Consider the following 19,207-nt stretch of genomic DNA (forward strand, 5'->3'; position numbering starts at 1 on the left):
CTCTACCGAATCCAGCCACCGCCGAGGACGCGATCGTTGTCGTAGATGACAAGTGCCTGGCCGGGCGCGACACCGAATTGCGGCTGATCAAACTCGACCCGTATCCGATCATCTTCTTCGAGTTCAACGAGACACTCACCTGGAGTGTGCTGGTATCGAATCTGTGCGGTGGCACGAAGTGGAAATTCGAGGTCCTCTTTCAGCCAGTTCAATCGATCCGCTTCGACCGAGGTCCTGCCAAGCTCGTCTTTCGTCCCGATGACAACTCGGCGCGTTTCCGGTTCGATCCGAACAACAAATCTCGGTTCGCCGAATGCGATTCCAAGACCTCGTCGCTGGCCGATCGTGAATTTTTCGTATCCGCCATGCTCTCCGAGCACAGCTCCGGACGTATCGACGAGTTCCCCGGCAGTCTCCTGCGGACCGCGATAGTCGTAGAGAAATCTTGCGTAGTCGTTGTCCGGGATGAAGCAGATTTCCTGGCTGTCGGGTTTGTTCGCAGTTCGAATTCCTGCATTTTCCGCAAGCCGCCGAAGCTCCGTTTTCTGGTAACCTCCGACTGGAAACAGGATTCGATCAAGAAGATCTCTTTCGATTCCAAAGAGGACGTACGACTGGTCCTTGCTCGCATCGAGTCCCCGATATAAACCGGGGCGGTCTTCTCCATCGACCGTCGCAAGTTGGGCATAATGGCCTGTTGCGATATGTTCCGCTCCGACCTGTTTTGCGAAGTCCCAAAGCTTTCCGAACTTCAGCCAGACGTTGCACATGACACAAGGATTCGGCGTCCTGCCTGCGAGATACTCGTCAGCAAAGTAATCCTTGATTTGTCCGAAAGCATCACTGAAGTTTAATGCGTGAAACGGAATATCGAGCGCATCAGCAACTCGTCGCGCGTCCGCAGCATCGGAAGCACTGCAGCAACCCTGTTTGTATGACTTCGCATCGACAATCGGGAGCCCGCCAATTCCCGTTTCGCAGGCATCTTCAGTGACACCTGAGCGCATAAAGAGACCGACAACCTCGTAACCCTGCTCTTGAAGGAGCCAGGCTGAGGCTGAGCTGTCAACTCCACCACTCATTGCCAAAACGACGCGTGACATACGGGAAAACGATTGAGGAACAAGAAATCAGCATTCCGGATGACGAAAAATCAAGCAGTCGACCACCCGTCTACGCTTCTATCTTAGCCAAAAGGGGTCAAAATGGTAGATGACCCACTTCAAAGCTTGTCGAAAGAACTCACCGTGCCGCAAAAACCGTTTCTGAATACACTGGGATTTCTGATGCAATTTGCCGCACTCACGTTTCTCCCGCTCCTGATCCTGTGGCAGTTGAACTTCGGATTTCGGCTGATTTGGATGCCTGCCCTCACCACTGCGGGGGTCATTGTCTTTTACGTCGGTCACCGGTTGCGTGAGAACGACGAATGACCCGGACACCGGAACGACCGTCTGCGTTGTCTTTGTCGCTGCTGACCGGTTCGATTCTCTGGGGCCTGTTTCTGAGTTCGGAGACACTTTGCCAGCCGGTTCCGGTTGTGCCATTGCAGACACCCCAAAGACCCGCAGAAACGCTGCTGCCAGGATCAGAGGTGTTGGGTGCTCCGGTCCGTTTCCCAATCGTGACGGAGACCGATTCTCAGCGGCAGCGAGCATTTGAATCGATCAAGACTCTTTTGCAGAACGATCAGCTTGAGGCTGCGCAGCAGCAATTACAGCAACTTGAAGACGTCTCCGCAGGTCGTCTGGTCGCTCTCGACAATCGGCGACGAATGGACTTTCAGCTAGTGGTCGATTTGCATTTTCCGGGCATGGATCACAGGCTGACGAAAGATTCCCGGGTTAATTCGTCCGACGGAAAGACGTCATCACTTTGGAGAGATTTGCTCACTCATTCTAGAACGGCTGATGACGTTCCCGTGGACGCGGACCAGTCCTGGAAACGTGGTAATTTTGAAGATGCCCGACAGGTTTGGTTGACCCTGTTAAATTTCCAGAATGAATTCGGACAAGCTGCGCCGGGAAGCTCGGTTAGTGAGGTCTCGAAAGCAGAAATTCTCAAGCGATTGATCGTCGCCGACGGAGTGACTGGACGACTGCTCACTGCCCGTAAAAGGTTGAATCGCTGGCGGGGATCAATCTTGGATGTTGATGGAAGCGTTGCAGGTCGCACCGGAAATGTTGGGGAACTGCTCGAGCGATGGTTGGACCGTCAGTCGTCGCTTGCCCCGGAAGGATTTATCACCGAACAAGATTCCTTCCCTTTTCAACGAACACGATTTGATTTCGTTGAAGAGAAGTGGTCGAGGCCGGTGGAGTTCATCACCGACTCACTGGCGATCTCTGAACCGGTCATCTGGAACGATGTTCTCCTGGTTTCTGATCAGCTCGGATTGCGGGCATTAAATCTCTTCACTGGTGAGGCTGCGTGGCCGGTCGATCGTGACGACGCGGGGTCTCTCATCGAAACTCCGCCGTTGATGGAGAATCGAGAGATCGTCCCGTTTGCACAAGAATCAGGAAGCCTCGTCAACGACCTTTGGATTGGTCGAACAGGCGTGGCGCGGTTTGTCGTCAATCGAGTGCGAGATGAATTTCAACGTTCGCGCGTCTTTGCAATTGATCTCCAGCGACAAGGACAAATTCGATGGACCGTTGCTGCCAATGATTTGCGAACCGATGCGAACGATGCAGCACAATGGATTTTCTCAGGTCCGCCGAAAATCGAAGAGGACCTCGTTGTCATTCCATTGCGAAGTGCCGAGCCTGATTACGGTCTGCGACTGGTGGCCTTTGATCAGGCCTCCGGGGAACTGATCTGGGATGAGCGGATTGGATCGACACTCGGGGAGACCTCGACGCCGGACCGCGTGTTTCTCGACGAGATACATATTCAAGACCAGATGATCTTTTGGAACATCGATCAGGAGGCTGTTGCTGGCCTCGATTTGACGACTGGTCGTTTGTTGTGGGTGACAGCTCTCCCATCACAAAGCTGGTCTCGAGTTGACGCGGAACTTTTTGAGTCTTCTCCCATTGATGGAGCTGTCTGGGGAAGCGATCAGGCTCTGTTCGCGCGTTCGAAGGAAGGAGTCGCGCGACTGGACCCTTACACAGGAGATCTCATTTGGCATACCTGGAGAAGACGAGGATCGGAACGCTTCCTCGGAGTTCACGAAGGACAATTGATCGCGGTCGGTTCGGGACTCGCAAGTTTTGAAGTGGAAAGAGGCGACGTTCAATGGGAGTACGAGATAGAAGGCTTTCAGCAGCCTGCGAATGCTCTTCTTTTCGGCGGCGCGATCTTCGCGCCCACCGGAGACGAAGTCTGGACGATTGATGCACACTTGGGACAGATCCTTCAACGAGATTTCACGCAGCTGTTGACGGGGCATGAAATCGAGTCCGTGGCGATTCGAGATTCATTGATCATCGCTACGGGAAGCAAGGAACTGACGACATTTAAAATTGTCCGTATCGCAGAATCGCCGCTTCACCTGCGTGAATAGAGCAAGTTGCTCTTTCCTGTGCGCTCGCTTGAACTCTTTCATCAGGCAGAAGACTGAGTCTGCTCATGCGAGTGAGTGCAAACCAAAACAGAAATTGCTCTAAACGGCGGACTGCGACTTCGAACTTCATCAGCGACCGCTCTTAAATAACACAACGATTGTCGAAGTTTACTTTCGATTGATAATACCGGTCGAGCGATCTTCTTAATCAGCGATCGATGTAATCGACAACACGACAGAAGCGTCTCCGGCGGAGACAGGTTTTCCCTCTTCCGCAGACTCGTTAATTTCCGAGGCGCGCGTTTCGGTCAGAATTGTGGCCATCCAGGTTGTCAGAACTTGATTGATTAAAGTGGAATTATCAGGCGATGACCACGAGACACGGATGCGATCGTCCTCTTCAAGATCTGCGTCTTTACGAAGTTGCTGGATGTGACGAATTAAGTCACGAGCCATTCCTTCGTGGATCAGTTCTTCGGTCAGTTTGGTTGATAGGGCAATCTGAATTCCTTCGGAGTCGGCGCTTGCCCAGTCCGTTGCCTGCTCGACGCTGACCAGAACATCATCCGGACCCAGAACGACTTCTTCGCCGTTGATGGAGAGAGTGACAGATTGACCGCTCCGCAACGGAGCTAATTCAGAGCCTTCCATCTCCGGAAGCTGCTTACGAATGGCGCCGAGCAGTTTTCCGTACTTTGGACCGAGGGTCTTTAGATTCGGTTTAAAAATGTAATTCACAAGATCGTCGAGGTTCCCCACTCGCTGGACCGACTTAACATTTAACTCATCGCCAATGATGTCGAGTGAGTGCTCTAAGGCTTCGGCAACCGCCTGATCTTGACAGGCAAAACGAAGTTCAGCGAGTGGCTGTCGAACGCGGAGTTCAGCGGTTTCTCGCAAGCGATGTCCCATTCGAACAAGTGTCTGAATCGCCTGAACGCGGGCGCTTAGTTCGGGATCGAGTTTTGCGGAGTCCACTTCCGGGTAGTCGCACAAGTGGACGGAAACGGGGTTCGTCCCGTCGTCAGTCGACACGAGGTTTTGATAGATCCTTTCACTTAAGAAAGGAATCGCAGGTGCCAACAGCTTGGAAAGAGTCACAAGCACTTCGTAAAGCGTTTGATAAGCGGCAAGTTTATCGGTGTCCCATTCTGGGGCTCCACTGCTTTCGCCATCCTGGCCTTGTTCGACAGCTTTCCAGAATCGGCGTCGGTTGCGGCGGATGTACCAGTTGGAAAGTTCATCGATGAACTCAGTCGCTGACGACATGAATCGAGCGACATCAAATGCTTGAAACGAATCGTGTGCGATTTGAGTGAGTTCCTGAAGTCTCGATAGGACCCAGCGATCGATCTCTGGACGCTCTTGCAAAGGAACCGGGTCCTGCTTTGGATCGAATCCGTCGAGGACAGCGTAATTCACGAAGAATGCGTAGCTGTTCCAGAGTGGAATGAGAACCTGCCGACGAACGTTGTCCGCCGGGGTGCTGGTGACTTTGCAGGTCGGCAACCCTTCTTTTGTCTCGGAAATTGGACCGTCAACTGTTTCGAGAGTGACCGGTTCCTGCGGGATTCGAAGACCGAAACGCAGATCGCTGGCGGGATTCTGAGCGAGGTACATCCAGCGAAGCGTATCGACACCGAGTTGCTCGGCAGCCTCTTCAAACCAGATCGCTGTCCCGTCTGACTTGTGCATCGGGTTGCCATGTTCATCCATGACAAGTCGATGTCCGAGGAGATTGCGAAACGGCATTTTCTCCTTCGGGTCCTCGGTTTCGTCGTATCGCATCATCGTTGCCAACGACAGCAACGAATAGAACCAGTTGCGGAACTGACCGGGGAAGCATTCTGTCACGAGGTCGGCCGGGAACCACTTTTGCCATTCGGTTTGATCATGGTTGTACATCATCGTTGAGAAGGGAACGATTCCGGCATCCAGCCACGGGTTCCCGACATCTTCGACGCGCTCGAGGAGGGCACCGGTTTTCTGGCTGCGCAGCTTGATCTTGTCGATCCAGGGTCGATGCGGAGTGTGACCCTCGAACTCGTCCCAACCTTCTCCGCCATCGCGGGCGCGTCGTTCCAGCTCTTCGAGAGAGCCGATCACTTCGAAGTCGGTCGGATCTTTGGGGTTGACCCAGATTGGCAGCGCGAGACCCCAGAAACGCTTCTTGGAGATCATCCAGTCACGCATTGTCGACAGCCATTCCAACTCTCGATCTTTCCCCTGAATGCTTTCCGGAATCCAGTTAATTTGTTCGGTGACAGCTTTAATTTCATCTCGCCAGTCCATGTTAATAAACCATTCGTCAACAAGACGAAAGACGAGTTCTTCACCGGTGCGCCAACAGTGCGGATAGACGTGAGGATAAGTCTCAACGTAAACAAGAAGCCCTTTTTCTTTTAACGAATCAAAGACCATCTCCGCAGTGGCGGGATCGACCGCTTTCTTGCCGGTAAAGAGGCCGAAACCATCGCTGAATGTTCCATCTTCGCGGAGCGGAGCAATCGCGGGCAGACCAACTTCCATCCCGATTTTATGATCGACATCCCCGCAACCCGGAGCGGAGTGAACAATTCCCGTTCCTTCACCAGCGACAACGATCGCATTCCCTTTGAAATCGCGTCCGCCGTCGATAACTCGATGGGAATCGACGGAGCTTGGTTTGTCTGAGGCTTCTCCAGTGGACGGCTGTGACGGGAAACCGCCGGGCAGTTTTTGAGCATCGAGTTCATCGAATGGACCTTGATATCTCCATCCGACCATCTCGGCACCTTTAATTGTGCCGATTTCTTCGAAACCTCCTTGTTCCTTAAAGATCTGCGCGATCGTTTTTAGCTTTTGGAGTCCTTCCGGCCATTGCCATTCGGGACGACCAAAACCTTCCTTAAACTCTCTTTCCAGACGTTTGTAATTTAAGTTGTCTTTCGCGAAGTAATAAATCGCTGGCTCTTGATCGCCGCGAATTTGTGCTTTTAACCGGATATAATCGAGGTCGGGATTAATCATCGTGGCGACGTTCGACGTGAGCGTCCATGGAGTCGTCGTCCAGATGAGAAGAAACTCATCGAGTTGCTCATCGTTGGCCCCGGGTGACTCACCCGGGGCTGAATTGTTCTTGTCAACCAGCGGGAAACGCACGAACACGGATTTGTGAGTGGTCAGCTTACGGCCGTCCGCGACTTCCATCTGTGAGTAAGCGCTGCCCGATTTTCCGCCCCAGGGCATGACATCGTGCCCGAGGTAAACTTTTTTGCGCTCGAAACACTTCTTGAGGAACTTCCAGATGGTTTCGTTGTTTTCGGTCGCGAATGTGAAATAGCTTCCTCCCCATTCCGGATTGCCGAGTCGAGCCACAAGTTGTTCCGCAGGGCCTTTTTCGACGACGCCCTTCGGAGTCGACAGTTCGACGGTTTCATCCGTGTCGATCTTGTCCGCGAGTTTCCGCAGTTCGTCGGGGTTGTCCCACTCCATCCAATAGCCGAGGCGGATTGACTGTTCAGTCTGGCGGGCTGCGAAGTTCAGAACTCGACGCTTGCACTCGTGAACGAACTTGTCGATGCCGTATTCGGCGATGGCTGACTTTGTTCCGAGATTCAATTGCTTCTCGACTTCGACTTCCACCCAGAGACCCTGGCAGTCGAACCCGTTCTGATAGCGGAGTTCGTGCCCGGTCATCGCGAAATATCGCTGATAGGCGTCTTTGTAGGTTCGGCCCCAAGCGTGATGAACGCCCATTGGATTGTTGGCGGTAATCGGCCCGTCGAGGAAAGACCAGGGTTTCTTTCCCCGATTCTTCTCTTGCAAGAGTCGAAAAACATTCTGATCGCGCCAGAAGCGGAGCATTTCGTGCTCACCGGCAAGAAACTGAGCTTGATCGACTTTTTGTAACATGTTTCTCAATAACCACTTGGGAGCACGCAGGAGGTGCGATTTCCAGTGAGAGCGAATTGCCACGGATGCAGATGTGCGTCAATCTGCAAAAGCGTCCGCGTCGCTGCGGCCTCTCCGTCGAAAACGGAATGATACTCGCGTCGCGTGGTATGTAAACGCGGGAACGCCGATGTGAGCTCAAGACTGACATCGGCGTTCCCGAATTTTTGATTTCACCGAGGCGAAAATCACCTCGCCGACTCTTCGACCAATTTCATGGTCGCTTTGGATTCAACTGAGCACTCTTGGTCCGCTGAATACTGCAATTGCTCGTGTGAATCGCTGTGCTCTGGAGATGAAAACGCACTCTCAGAGGCTTCTAGGTTGGGTTGTCGTCGATTTGATTGGACAGCCGAATTGATCCAGTTTTAACAAAAAGCCCGAGAGAATCAGTCCGTTTCACGGAGATGGCTGTCGAGGAAGGACGACGGACGCATTCATGACTTCTTAAAAGTCGTCATCATCGTCCACGAAGCTGTCGAAGTCGTCGTCGTCATCATCGTCATCGTCTTCATCATCGTCGAAGTCGTCATCGTCTTCGAAATCATCATCATCGAAGTCGTCATCTTCGAAATCATCGTCGTCAAAGTCGTCGTCATCGAAGTCGTCGTCTTCGAAATCGTCATCGTCGAAGTCGTCGTCTTCATCATCATCATCGTCGTCATCGAAATCGTCAAATTCATCGATGTCATCATCATCAGATGCGACAATGGCGTTCCAGTGGTAATCCTGGTCCAACTGTTCAGCTTCGGGGGAGCCGGCTTGAGGCGACCGCATTCCGAATGTGATGGTCATATTCTATAGCCTTCTCGATCTCAAATGTTTCGTCCTGTCCGGCCACCATCTGCCAGCCGTTCGGTCGCATGGGGACGTCTCTTTTCTCGCGTGTCAGTAATCGATTGAAATGGTGTTGTCAACCGCTTTTTCCCGTCGAGCACTGAATTGATCGGATCGACTGTCAAGCATGTTGAATCGGATCAAACTGGCAACACGAGATTCTCCGAATTCTCTGTCTCATTTTGGGGATTCTGAACACTTCAGAACCCGTTTGTGTTTGAGTCTTGCAGCGGCACTGGGACCACGGTAATTTTTCTTTATGAACAAGAAACCCTCGCGAAATTCTGATGATGATGTCGAAGCCCTGGCCCACGATCTGCTGGGTGTCGACCTGAATGCGTCCGACCAGGACGACGAGCCACTCGAAGTCGATGGGTTGGGACTCGATGATCTGGGATTTGACATGCCCGAACCGGAAGTTACTGAGCCTGAACCGACCGCTTCCCCTGAACCAGCCGCAACGACTGATTCCGAAGAAGATCCGTTGGCGTGGATCGTTTCGGCTGCGAAGCAACCTCCTCGCTCCGATGTCGTCAGCCCCTTCGATGACTCTGAAGATGACGACTTTGGAGTTGGTGTGGTCGAAAGCAGTGTTTCGGATGACGAGGATGATTTCGACTCAGTTGTGGAAGAAGAATCTCCGGAGGAAGAGATCCAACCTGTCGAGTTGAGCGAACGAGACGCCTACTGGGATGCACTCGACGAATCGACTGAAGCTCCACGTCGAAGTTCGTCGCGAAAGAAAAAGCCTTCGTCTGAAGAATCCTCAAAGGCTCGTCCCAAGAAGAAACGACGTCAAAAACCTGTTCAGGAAGAAAAAGCCGAAGAGCGACCGGAAAAGCCAAAGAGAAAACGCAAGCCTTCGGGACGTAAGAAGGAAGTCGCATTCGAAGACATCGACGACGACGGCTTCGGTTCAGGAATCCTCGGACCGGAACAAGTTGAAGACGATGTTGTTCAAAGCTCCGTGAGCGACGAGGACTCTTACGAGGAAGACGACGACTTCGATCAGCCTGAAACGAGTGAGGTCTACGAAGACGAGACAAGCGACTTCGATGATGACTTCGGGTCAGGTCTCGATTTCGATGATCAACCTAAGAAGCGTTCGCCGCAACGGTCACCTCAACGGCGGGCACCAAAGCAGAAGAACGTTCAACGAGATTCTGCACGTCCTGCTCGGAAGAGACGTCCCGCTGAGCCCGTTCAGGAGAAATTAACTCGACCGAAGGCCAAATCGGCTTCCGAGAAACCCGCACCCGAGGAAAAGCGGGAGAAGACGAAAAAGAAAGACCGATACGCCGGGATTCCCAGCTGGGAAGAAGCGATTTCCTATCTCGATACGAAGAAGCAACATTCTTCGTCGGGAAAAACTTCTTCTGGAGGTCGCAGCAATCAGCGACGGGGAAGAGGTCGTCGATCGAACAAGGATTGACGGATTCTCAAGAGCATTCTGAATGCTCACACTCCTGTGAACGATGGCAAGTGACAGGGACACTTTTCATAAACCGAATTTGATCTGCATAATTGAGGATGATTCATGGCGAACGTCGCACAACTTGCATCTGCTGCTCTGACAGCCACAGATGGGATTCTCCGCCTTGCACCGAACTGGGTTCCGAGATCGTTTCTGCAGCCTGGTCGACGACTCAAGCTGCATCCGAACGACTATTACGCCTACGGAATGAATCGCGGTGGAATCGACGAGCGATGGTTCGGTTCGACGACGGAAGCAGCCAACGACAACAGAAACTGGGACGAAGGTCTCTCGTACTGTGTCCACGGCGGCGAACGATTCCTCCTCCGGGATGCCGTTGAAGAACTCAAAGGCGAGATCATCGGCGATGCCATCTGGGACAAGTACGGCAAGTGGCCTGTCTACTCGAAGTTCTTCGACAATATGGGCCCCATTCCTCACCACATGCATCAGAACGCCGAGCAGGCAGCAAAGGTCGGTCAGGAAGGAAAGCCAGAATCCTATTACTTCCCGCCTCAGATGAACGCCATCGGAAACAACTTTCCGTACACGTTCATGGGCTTCGAACCGGGAACCACCAAGCAAGACGTCATCGATTGCCTGGATCGCTGGAATGAGGGGGATAACGGAATTCTCGATCTGTCGAAAGCGTATCGACTGAAGCCTGGCACAGGTTGGCTGATTCCTCCTTGTGTGCTGCACGCTCCCGGTTCACTTGTCACATATGAACCGCAGTGGGGAAGCGATGTCTTCGGGATGTATCAAAACCTCGTGGAAGGTCGCGAAGTTCCGCGTGCTTTGCTGACGAAGGACTTCCCGGAAGAATTCCACAACGACAACGCCTATATGGTCGACGCCCTCGACTGGGAAAAGAACGTCGATCCAAACTTCAAGGATTCCAACTATCTTGAGCCGATCGTCTCCGAAGAAGGAGATGGCTGGGTCGACAAGTGGATCGTCTACGGAACCGTTGACGGAGAACAACTCTTCACAGCGAAAGAACTGACGGTTCAACCCGGTGCCAGTTGCACGATCAAAGATGGCGCAGCGTTCAGCCTCATCACCGTGCAGGGAAGCGGCTTGATCGATGATTTGATCCTCCAGTCGCCTGTCATGATTCGATTCGGCGAAATGACCGAAGACGAAGTGTTCGTGACCGCGAAGAAAGCGACAAGCGGAGTAACCATCAAGAATACCGGCAAGGAACCACTTGTTGGTCTTCGCTACTTCGGTCCTGGTGCACAGCCGAGTGCTCCAGCTGTCGGAGATGCACGGAAGTAACATTCAGGCAACACTCGCTGGCTCCTTTGAAGGGGCCAGCGAGATGTTCAATCAGGCGGTGTGTGCTCGTCATCGACCAGAGTGTTTTGGTGATCGGCCAATTCTGGCAGAGTCACCAATCTCAGCCATGGAGGAGAGGGAGATGGACGCAATCGGAACGGAAACACCACCCGCACAATGGCTCAGCGAGAAGTCGTCAGCGGCTGACATCGACCGCGTCGAGCAATTTCTGAACGATCAGGGAACCTTTCGATTTCCCACGCTTTCCTCGGGCTTGTTCTCAGCAGCTGCCGGTGACCACGCGGAATTCGGGCTGACGGGATATCAAAACGTCTGGGTGCGCGACAACATTCATGTCGCCCACGCTCTGTGGGTCGCAGGACAGAAAGATGTTGCCGTTCAGGCTGTCGAAGCGTTCGTTTCGTTCTATACGAAGTATCAGCATAAGTTTGTCGATATCATCGAAGGCCGCGCCGACCCGTCCGATGCTCAAGCTCGACCGCACATTCGTTTCGACGGAACAGCCCTCGAAGAAAACGAGGAAGAATGGGCTCACGCTCAGAATGATGCCATTGGCTATCTGCTTTGGCTGATCTGTAAGTTCCTCCGAAGTGGCGACCTGAAACCGTCTCCCGAACTGCCCCAGCTTCTCGCATTGATCGTGAAGTATCTTAATGCGATCGAGTACTGGAAGGATGAAGACAGCGGGCATTGGGAGGAGACGAAAAAGATCGAAGCCAGCAGCCTCGGACCGGTCATCGCTGGTTTCGAACAATTACTATATTGGCTCGATGAAACAGAGTCCGAACTTCCCGGACTGACAAAGTCTGAGATTAAAAACATCCAGGAACAGGGGATCGTCGCTCTCGCGGAAATTCTTCCCGCTGAGTGTATTCAACCCGATCCCTCGCAGAATCGGCGCTACGATGCGGCTCTATTGTTTCTCGCGTATCCGCTCGACGTTCTCGATGAAGAGATGACGCGACAAATCGCCGAGGACGTGCGAAGTCATCTCTCTGGTCCGATTGGCATTCGACGCTATATCGGAGATTCCTACTGGTGTGCCGATTATCGCACGCTGCTCGCTGCCGATAAACGAACAACCGACTACAGCGAAGACACCTCCTCGCGCGATGCTTTGTTGAAAGAAGGTCAGGAAGCGCAGTGGTGCATCTTCGATCCGATTCTGTCGGTGATTTATGGCCGCTTGTATCTCGAATCCGGAGATGTAAAAGACCGCGAGCATCAGCTGTATCATCTCCAGCGATCGCTCGGTCAACTCACCCCTGCAGTGTCGCGGTTCGGTGCGTATCGATGTCCGGAGTCGTATTTCCTCGAAGCAGGAGAATGGATTCCCAATGACATTTGCCCGCTGCTTTGGACGCAGGGAAATCTGCTTTTGGCTCTGCACTGGATGAAGCAGTCGCTGCAGTCTGCATGAGTGAACTCGACAATCTATCTTCCGCCCTCATCGGAGAACATTGAGTCATGGATCACGAATCAACATCCACCCCCGATGCTTCCTCATCACAACAATGTGTCTGTCCTCGCTGCGGAGGAACACTGCACGAGATCAAGCAGAAGTTCGTCTGTCCCCGGTGCGGAATTGTCGAAGGCTGTTGTGAAGGCGGACGACAATAGACCGTAAGCGCACCAACGCCGACTTGGTTGTTCCTCAAGATCTTATGTGGGCTTGCGATTAACTGGGCGAATCGATGTCGTCCCGGTGAGAGAGAGTTTTACACCAATGAGTCTGTGTGTTAACGCTTGCGGACGTTAACTTGTACTTCTAATTGATCGAGTTAAGACGAGCTGGCTGATCGGAACTCGAAATGCTCTTGTGAGATTCGGCGACGGCAGCGTACGATTTGTCACTGATCTAATTTGTCTGCAAACTTGGAATGCCTTGGGGACTCGCAATGGAAGCGAAACTTTCTCATTCTGATCGAGCACACATTGTGGCGCTCATTGTTGTTGTCTCGTGTCTTCAACTTTTGTCTGGCTGTTTGCAAGCACCGAGCGGTCCACTCGGAAAGGAGCGAAGCGATCTCGTTGAAATCGAAAAGTTCGCCCAGATCGAATCAGGTGAGGCGATTGATGATTCCATCACTGTAAGCCCGACTGAGGGGTTCTATGCCCTCCTTGAGATTCGGCCTCAAGCAAATCTTCCCGATCAGCTCGGAGAGTTGCCGTTAACTGATCCCGGTTGTTGGCCCTTTGTCGGAATCGTTTATCCGGAAGGCTCAACTGCCCAAAGTGCTGAAGCTGTCCAGATCCCGATGAATTGGATGAATGAGCCGTCAGCTTCGGGGTGTATTGTTCCTGTAATGGGTGTGCTGACGGAACTGATGCAAACTCCACAATACGCTGGAGCTGTGCAAGTCGACCGGGGACATCCTTCCGGAAAACCAGCCGCAGTTTATTACGCCAAAAGGGAAGACCCTTCACGCATTCCGAAAGTGAAACTCAACCTGGATCCGGAAGTTCTTTCCTTCTGGACATTCTTCGGTCCGACGCATGAAACTCCAGGGAACTATCAGTTCGAATTGCATGTCTATCCCTGTTTCCGCGCAGCTCCCGGGGAGACCACAACGATCGGTCCTCCCGTCAAAATTTACGCGGCTGCGTTTCAGATTGTGGAGGATTGATTCTGCTCATGCTGGGACGAGTCGCTTCGAGGATTCCCGTTCAAACAGTCTCGGCGAGTACACGCGTCAGGGTGACTTGGTATAGACTGAGAACCTGGGAATAGGCGTTGAATCCGGGAGAGACTCATGAAAGCGATTTGGAAAGAGACGGTGATTGCAGATTCTGATGAGACTGTCGTTGTCGACGGCAATCACTATTTTCCTGCTGAGTCGGTGAACATGGAGTTGATGAAAGAGAGTTCGACTCAAACAGTGTGCGGATGGAAAGGGACCGCTAGCCACTACTCCATTCAAGTCGGGGATGAGACGAACGAAAACGCTGCCTGGTACTATCCTGATCCGAAAGCTGCGGCCGAGAACATTAAAGGTCGAGTCGCGTTTTGGAAAGGTGTTCAGATCGTCGATGAATAAGCGATTTGAGTAGTCGCTCCTTCCTGTGCACTCGCTTGAACTTCTTCTTCAAGAAAAAAGCTGAGTTCGCTGGTGCGAGTGAGTGCTAACCAAAACAGATAGTGCTAAGTGCTTTAGACGATCGATTCTTACACAAGCGGCGTCGGACGAATGAGAACTTAGCCGTCGAGTTTCAGCCGTCGAGTTTCAATTGCGACTTCCCTTTCGGAAGAGCGAAACAGACGGTGGTTTCATTGTCCTGACGATGCCAGGTTCCGGGAGTTAACTCCGATCGTTTTTTAACTTCAGTCAGTGTTTGTCGATCTTGATTGTGAATCAGTCGAGGCGGTTGGCTTTGTGAGGCAGTTGTTCGCAGAGTGAAATCGGGGCAAGCGAACGGAGCATCGAGCTGAATGACTGAGTCCGCCACTTGTACGGTTGTCAGTTCTTTGGAAGCCCAGTAGCGTGCAATCTCGCTGAGCTTCATCCAGTGAGTCCGATCTCCATATTTGCTGTTGAGTGAGCGGACGTTTCGCTGGAAGCCACGGAATCCGATCTTGCTTCCGTTACAGAACATGCCGGGCCAATGGCAAAGCATGAACGCAGGTTGCCCCTTCTCAATGAGTTCGACCATTCGACCGGAGGAAGCATCTTCAGTGGCGTAGCGATCCGGTTGGGGGGTGACGTCTCCTTCCCAGCTACCGTACCAGTCTCCGGTTCCCGCAGGGATGTTCACTGTTAGTTGAACGTCTGATGTTCCCAGCCCGGAAACGTTCTCGACGATCGGCTCGGTGCTTTCGTCTCCGGTGATGACGTACTTGAAGTAGTGCGGAATCTCCACATTATAGACGTCTTTGACGGCTTGCTGGGCAGCAAGTGACAGTTCCGGTTTGACGAGATTTCCAAACCCGCCGGGTGTGGTGACACCTTCGCAGGGGAGGTCGCAGTTTTGGAGGATCTTCAGTGCATAAGCGAGATAAGCAGCGAGTTCGTCGACGCTTTTCTTCTCGCGAGGGTATGAGTTCTCCATGGTCGCGGGGCTGATTTCATCGAAAGGTCGACCCGTTTTGAGATTGATCACACGCGTATGCGTGATCATTTCGGGATGGATGTCCCAGTTGGGGACCATCAGGTCCTGTACAAGTTTCAGACTCGCAAGCAGATCCTTTCGCGACCACCCGGGAAGTTCACGATCGAGCCATCCAACGCAGGAGGGGTAGGGGACGATGCTGTACTTGCCTTTGACTCCGTTCTCGGCACACCACTCGCCGAACTCTCTGACGAAGCTGTCGGGAATCTCACGAGGAAAGGTCCACCACGGTTTTTGATAGGCGGGACGATCGGGGTAACAGCTTTGAAACTGTGGGATGCAGAAGTGTCCCATGTTCACGAGACATGTAGAGTCGTCGATAATGAAGGTGAGGGGAACACGGTCTCGCGGATACAGAAGAGTCACTGCGGGATCTTGCTCCGGACGATCCCCGATCGGAGTTTGTGCGAAGAGATTCACATCGAGCATTCCCCCGAGTGCGACTCCCGCTCCCGTTCTCAGAAAACTTCGTCTGCTGATTCCGACCATTGATTCACCTTCCGAGAACAGTTCACGTGCGCCGCGTGTCGAAGTGAGTTGCCCTCGCCGGAGGACTCGTTTGAATGAATGAGTAGCGAGTGATTGTAAGTTCTCGACTACGCAAACCGAAACGAACACGCAACGCGTTCAGGCGAGTTTCGATCCGAGAGGGATATCCTGATCCGGGACAGCCAGCACGACTTGACCATCTTCTCGAACGAACCCTGTGACTAAACATTCGGAGCGGACGGGACCGATTTGTTTGGGAGGGAAGTTAGTGACACCGATGACGAGTCGGCCCTGTAATTCTTCCTTTGTGTACAGCCCGGTGATTGGAGCGCTCGATTTCTTGACGCCGATCTCCTCTCCGAAATCGACCTCGAGTCGATAAGCTGGCTTTCGGGCTTCGGGAAAGTCGTGGACAGCGATGATCTTTCCGACTCGCAGCTCCACACGTTCGAAGTCCGACCAATCGATGAAACTCATTCACTCACTCCCGAGCTGGATCGAGGTCTTTGCGAGCAAGTTTATTGAACTGTCAACCACAAGTATTTCGACTGAAACCGTTCGTTCCCGATGGTTGTAGTTGCGGGGTGAACGATCCCGGATTCAGACGTGCAGATGATCTGAATCGGTCCACTCCAAGGATCGAGATCTTCGGGTTTCTTGAATCGAAGGGTGATGGACTTCGCGGGCTCTTTCTTCTCCTCGGAGTCGTCAGGTGTCTCCTGAACAGGTTGAATTTCCGAGGGAAGCCCCTGAACTGTGACCTGAATTGATTCGGCGAATTTCTCTTCGCGTGCGATTTCGACAGGAATCGTGAGTTCCTCATCGTTCGTCAGCACGTAGTGTTCGGCGGCAATGCTTGCAGAAAAGTCGGGAATCTTTTCTTCGGCTGAGAGGAGGTAGAAATAGCGGTTGCCCCCGGCGCCGAATCGGTCGGAAATGGAGAGTTGATACTGTCCGGGCTGGAAGTCGAACGTCGTGTCGACATCGAGTTTTTCTCGCGACTGGTCATCGCTTTCGTGAACAACTTTTCCATCACTCGATATGATGGACAACACCGGATCGAGTGGAGAATGAAGCTCGCGGGCCAGCACGCGGATGGTCACTTTTCGCTTTTCATCGAAGTGCACAGAATAGGAGTCGGTTTCCTCGGGGCTGTTGAGAACTCCGGTCACATGAAACGGGACTCGAAGTTCCACTTCGCTGCTCGATTTCTCGGTCAGGCTCTCCCCGGAGACTTTCGGAAGCGAAATCGAATTGGTGAGCCCGTCGAAGATCGTTGTGGAGTCTCCGTCGGAAGGATTGAGAGAGATGTGGCGATGGCTTTCATCAAGGTTCCATCCGAACAATTCCACCGGTGTGACTTCGTCTGTTGAGACAGTCATTGGCAGGCAGCAGTCGACATGCGGTTCGGTGGTGAGCGTCAATCGGTAGAGATAATCTGTTCCCCCGGCAAAGCGGATGGAGCTGCTCGGTTGGGCTGGGAATGCAAATGTTCGGACGAAGTATAGTCCGGGAGTTGTGACGGGGAACGCGATGAGCGGATCGAACCCCTGATCGTCATCGTTCTGAGCGAGAATGGTTCCCTTCGCATCCAGAAGCTGGAGGATGCCATCCATCGGAGATCCGAGGACGCTGTTGGCTTGCATCGAAGCGACAAAGGTACAACCGGACGGAAGATTGACTGAGAAGGTATCGACTTCGCCGGACTTCTCGAGAAGTCCGTTCACGAGAACGGATTCGGACGCGATGACTTGAGCATCGGAAATGGAGTTGTTCGGTTCCTGTTCGGTTGCTTCCAGAATGGTCCCGACGAAGAACGGCATCAGCTCCGTCGCTCCGGATGAGTTGTAAAAACGAATCCAGTGCACTCCGGGTGATGTTTCTTCCCCACAGGTGACTTGTGCGGTCTCATTTTTTTCATCGAAGGACCATTCAAAGGTATCCCGTGAAGGATTATTCCCTTGTGACCAGACCTTCAGAGGATCTGGTCCCGGTTTTCCGACGATTTGAATACTGGCATTGGTCCCGCGTTGAATCCCCGAGGGAATCAGGCGGTCGATTTTCGGGGGTTCACCTGCCGCGATGGAAGGAAGAGCAAGCAGCGAGACAACGAGTGCGAAGGGCAGTCCACGTGAGGTCATGCAATCAGTTCCGAGATCGGAGTGGGGTCACTGACGAGATGAGTCGGCCGCCCTTGCGGTGTATATAACATTTCGTCGGGGTTAATGCCGAGTTTCGTATAAATTGTCGATACAAAGTTCTCGGGAAAGAGGACACGATCCACGGCGGAGAATCCTTTGCGATCGGTGGCCCCGATGACTGCTCCTCCGGGTGTTCCGCCGCCTGCCATAAGGACGGACATGGCATTCGCCCAGTGGTCTCGTCCTGGTGTTGTCTGTCCGGAAAGAGTGGAGATCTTCGGTGTGCGACCAAACTCTCCGAGAGCAACAACGAGCGTGGTGTCGAGAAGTCCCCGTTCTTTCAGATCCTGGATCAATGTCGCGACGCTATTATCCCAATTGGGGAGACGTTTGCGGAGTGCGCCAAAGATGTTGCTGTGATGATCCCATCCGCCGTCATAGACGGTGATGAAAGGAACTCCGGCTTCGACGAGTCGACGTGCGAGGAGGCATCTCTGTCCGAAGCTGTCGCGCCCGTAACGGTCACGCGTTTCGGGATCTTCCCGTTCGATGTCAAAGGCCTGCTGGGCATCGGGTGATGTCACGAGATCGAATCCCTGACGATAGTATTCGTCAAAGGCAGCGACTGGATCTCCGGAAGCTTCATCATTGAGACGAAGCATCTGATCGATTTTTGAGCGGAGATCAGTGCGTCCCTGGAATCGTTCTTCGGCAAGTGATTTTGGAATGGCGACATCACGAACACGAAAATTGTCGCGGTTGGGATCGTCAGCAACGACGAACGGAGCGAACCGGGCTCCGAGGAAATTCGGGCCTCCGGAGCGGGACATTCTCGGCATGCTGAAGTACGCAGGCAGGCCGTTATCCTTTCCGAGTTTCTTGGCAACGACCGATCCCATGCTGGGATGAAAACTGACATAAGCTCCGCATCCCACGGGAATTCGCGGCGGAGCCCCTGTCATCATGTAGTGATTGCCTGCTCCGTGGTTTCCCTGATCATGCCGAATGGAACGGATCATGGCGTAGTCGCCGAGTGTCGCGGCGAGTTTCGTCATATGTTCCGAGAAAACCGTTCCGGGAACAGCTGTCTTCGTGTGAGTGAAGTCCCCTCGATACTCTGAGGGAGCAGTGGGCTTGGGGTCGAAGGTTTCGAAGTGTGTGGGGCCGCCATCCATCCAGATCAGGATACAGCGGTCTGCCTGAGGACGCGGTGCGGATAGTGACTCAGACGCGTTTCCTCGACGTCGAAGGCTCTCGACGAGTCCCGTTCCAAGCATTCCTCCGAGACCGAATTTGAGGCAGTCTCGACGGGAGGTTCCCTCGCAGTTTCGTTTTGCGCTCATGAGTTCATGTCCAAATTGCCGGTCAATCAAACAGGTGAATTCGTACTCGTGGGATCGTTAAATGTAAACT

Annotated in this window: 15 protein-coding genes; 8 read left to right on the top strand and 7 right to left on the bottom strand. The window is 53.0% G+C overall.

Features of this window, described 5'->3' with window-relative positions:
- Positions 1-2: 2 nt before the first annotated feature.
- A complete protein-coding gene (mnmA, locus tag KOR42_RS11935; protein ID WP_146509907.1) occupies positions 3-1,103 on the bottom strand; it encodes a tRNA 2-thiouridine(34) synthase MnmA in 1,101 nt (366 codons plus the stop codon).
- Between the two features lie 102 nt (positions 1,104-1,205).
- On the opposite strand from mnmA, the gene KOR42_RS11940 reads away from it, so the two are divergent.
- Positions 1,206-1,433 (top strand): hypothetical protein, encoded by a 228-nt coding sequence (locus tag KOR42_RS11940; RefSeq protein WP_146509908.1) that lies wholly within the window; start codon positions 1,206-1,208, stop codon positions 1,431-1,433.
- Positions 1,430-3,511 (top strand): outer membrane protein assembly factor BamB family protein, encoded by a 2,082-nt coding sequence (locus KOR42_RS11945; protein WP_146509909.1) that lies wholly within the window; start codon positions 1,430-1,432, stop codon positions 3,509-3,511. The genes KOR42_RS11940 and KOR42_RS11945 overlap by 4 nt, the downstream gene beginning before the upstream one ends.
- 204 nt (positions 3,512-3,715) lie before the next feature.
- Here the strand turns inward: KOR42_RS11945 and KOR42_RS11950 are convergent, their stop codons facing one another.
- Positions 3,716-7,405 carry a class I tRNA ligase family protein gene (locus tag KOR42_RS11950; protein WP_146509910.1) on the bottom strand — a complete coding sequence of 1,230 codons (3,690 nt, stop codon included), beginning with the start codon at positions 7,403-7,405 and terminating at the stop codon, positions 3,716-3,718.
- Positions 7,406-7,891: 486 nt separating this feature from the next.
- Positions 7,892-8,239 carry a hypothetical protein gene (locus KOR42_RS11955; RefSeq protein WP_197441085.1) on the bottom strand — a complete coding sequence of 116 codons (348 nt, stop codon included), beginning with the start codon at positions 8,237-8,239 and terminating at the stop codon, positions 7,892-7,894.
- 301 nt (positions 8,240-8,540) lie between these two features.
- On the opposite strand from KOR42_RS11955, the gene KOR42_RS11960 reads away from it, so the two are divergent.
- From KOR42_RS11960 to KOR42_RS11985, 6 genes are all read left to right on the top strand, one after another.
- Complete coding sequence (locus tag KOR42_RS11960) at positions 8,541-9,713, top strand: hypothetical protein (protein WP_146509911.1); 1,173 nt, start codon at positions 8,541-8,543, stop codon at positions 9,711-9,713.
- Between the two features lie 105 nt (positions 9,714-9,818).
- Entirely contained in the window at positions 9,819-11,036 is a 1,218-nt protein-coding gene (locus KOR42_RS11965) for a class I mannose-6-phosphate isomerase (RefSeq protein ID WP_146509912.1), read from the top strand.
- Positions 11,005-12,477, top strand: a complete 1,473-nt coding sequence (locus KOR42_RS11970; protein WP_231740865.1) for a glycoside hydrolase family 15 protein — start codon at positions 11,005-11,007, stop codon at positions 12,475-12,477. The genes KOR42_RS11965 and KOR42_RS11970 overlap by 32 nt, the downstream gene beginning before the upstream one ends.
- A gap of 47 nt (positions 12,478-12,524) precedes the next feature.
- Positions 12,525-12,677, top strand: coding sequence for a Trm112 family protein (locus KOR42_RS27855; protein ID WP_146509913.1), 153 nt, complete (start codon positions 12,525-12,527; stop codon positions 12,675-12,677).
- A gap of 317 nt (positions 12,678-12,994) precedes the next feature.
- On the top strand, positions 12,995-13,684 hold the full coding sequence (locus KOR42_RS11980; RefSeq protein WP_146509914.1) for a hypothetical protein: 690 nt from the start codon (positions 12,995-12,997) through the stop codon (positions 13,682-13,684).
- A gap of 126 nt (positions 13,685-13,810) precedes the next feature.
- Positions 13,811-14,095: a DUF427 domain-containing protein gene (locus KOR42_RS11985; RefSeq protein WP_146509915.1), complete on the top strand. Its 285-nt coding sequence runs from the start codon at positions 13,811-13,813 to the stop codon at positions 14,093-14,095.
- Positions 14,096-14,267: 172 nt separating this feature from the next.
- Here the strand turns inward: KOR42_RS11985 and KOR42_RS11990 are convergent, their stop codons facing one another.
- From KOR42_RS11990 to KOR42_RS12005, 4 genes are all read right to left on the bottom strand, one after another.
- Complete coding sequence (locus KOR42_RS11990) at positions 14,268-15,653, bottom strand: hypothetical protein (protein ID WP_146509916.1); 1,386 nt, start codon at positions 15,651-15,653, stop codon at positions 14,268-14,270.
- Positions 15,654-15,791: 138 nt separating this feature from the next.
- Positions 15,792-16,130, bottom strand: coding sequence for a tRNA-binding protein (locus KOR42_RS11995; RefSeq protein WP_146509917.1), 339 nt, complete (start codon positions 16,128-16,130; stop codon positions 15,792-15,794).
- Positions 16,131-16,171: 41 nt separating this feature from the next.
- Positions 16,172-17,794, bottom strand: coding sequence for a PPC domain-containing protein (locus tag KOR42_RS12000; RefSeq protein WP_146509918.1), 1,623 nt, complete (start codon positions 17,792-17,794; stop codon positions 16,172-16,174).
- Positions 17,791-19,137 carry a DUF1501 domain-containing protein gene (locus KOR42_RS12005; protein ID WP_146509919.1) on the bottom strand — a complete coding sequence of 449 codons (1,347 nt, stop codon included), beginning with the start codon at positions 19,135-19,137 and terminating at the stop codon, positions 17,791-17,793. The genes KOR42_RS12000 and KOR42_RS12005 overlap by 4 nt, the downstream gene beginning before the upstream one ends.
- Between the last annotated feature and the right edge of the window lie 70 nt (positions 19,138-19,207).

The sequence above is a fragment of the Thalassoglobus neptunius genome, assembly GCF_007859735.1.
In the GTDB taxonomy this organism is placed as follows: domain Bacteria; phylum Planctomycetota; class Planctomycetia; order Planctomycetales; family Planctomycetaceae; genus Thalassoglobus; species Thalassoglobus neptunius.

Bases quoted from the DNA above. Each gene is read 5' to 3' on its own strand.
- mnmA (WP_146509907.1), bottom strand. From the start codon at position 1,103: ATGTCACGCGTCGTTTTGGCAATGAGTGGTGGAGTTGACAGCTCAGCC.
- KOR42_RS11940 (WP_146509908.1), top strand. From the start codon at position 1,206: ATGGTAGATGACCCACTTCAAAGCTTGTCGAAAGAACTCACCGTGCCG.
- KOR42_RS11945 (WP_146509909.1), top strand. From the start codon at position 1,430: ATGACCCGGACACCGGAACGACCGTCTGCGTTGTCTTTGTCGCTGCTG.
- KOR42_RS11950 (WP_146509910.1), bottom strand. From the start codon at position 7,405: ATGTTACAAAAAGTCGATCAAGCTCAGTTTCTTGCCGGTGAGCACGAA.
- KOR42_RS11955 (WP_197441085.1), bottom strand. From the start codon at position 8,239: ATGACCATCACATTCGGAATGCGGTCGCCTCAAGCCGGCTCCCCCGAA.
- KOR42_RS11960 (WP_146509911.1), top strand. From the start codon at position 8,541: ATGAACAAGAAACCCTCGCGAAATTCTGATGATGATGTCGAAGCCCTG.
- KOR42_RS11965 (WP_146509912.1), top strand. From the start codon at position 9,819: ATGGCGAACGTCGCACAACTTGCATCTGCTGCTCTGACAGCCACAGAT.
- KOR42_RS27855 (WP_146509913.1), top strand. From the start codon at position 12,525: ATGGATCACGAATCAACATCCACCCCCGATGCTTCCTCATCACAACAA.
- KOR42_RS11985 (WP_146509915.1), top strand. From the start codon at position 13,811: ATGAAAGCGATTTGGAAAGAGACGGTGATTGCAGATTCTGATGAGACT.
- KOR42_RS11990 (WP_146509916.1), bottom strand. From the start codon at position 15,653: ATGGTCGGAATCAGCAGACGAAGTTTTCTGAGAACGGGAGCGGGAGTC.
- KOR42_RS11995 (WP_146509917.1), bottom strand. From the start codon at position 16,130: ATGAGTTTCATCGATTGGTCGGACTTCGAACGTGTGGAGCTGCGAGTC.
- KOR42_RS12000 (WP_146509918.1), bottom strand. From the start codon at position 17,794: ATGACCTCACGTGGACTGCCCTTCGCACTCGTTGTCTCGCTGCTTGCT.
- KOR42_RS12005 (WP_146509919.1), bottom strand. From the start codon at position 19,137: ATGAGCGCAAAACGAAACTGCGAGGGAACCTCCCGTCGAGACTGCCTC.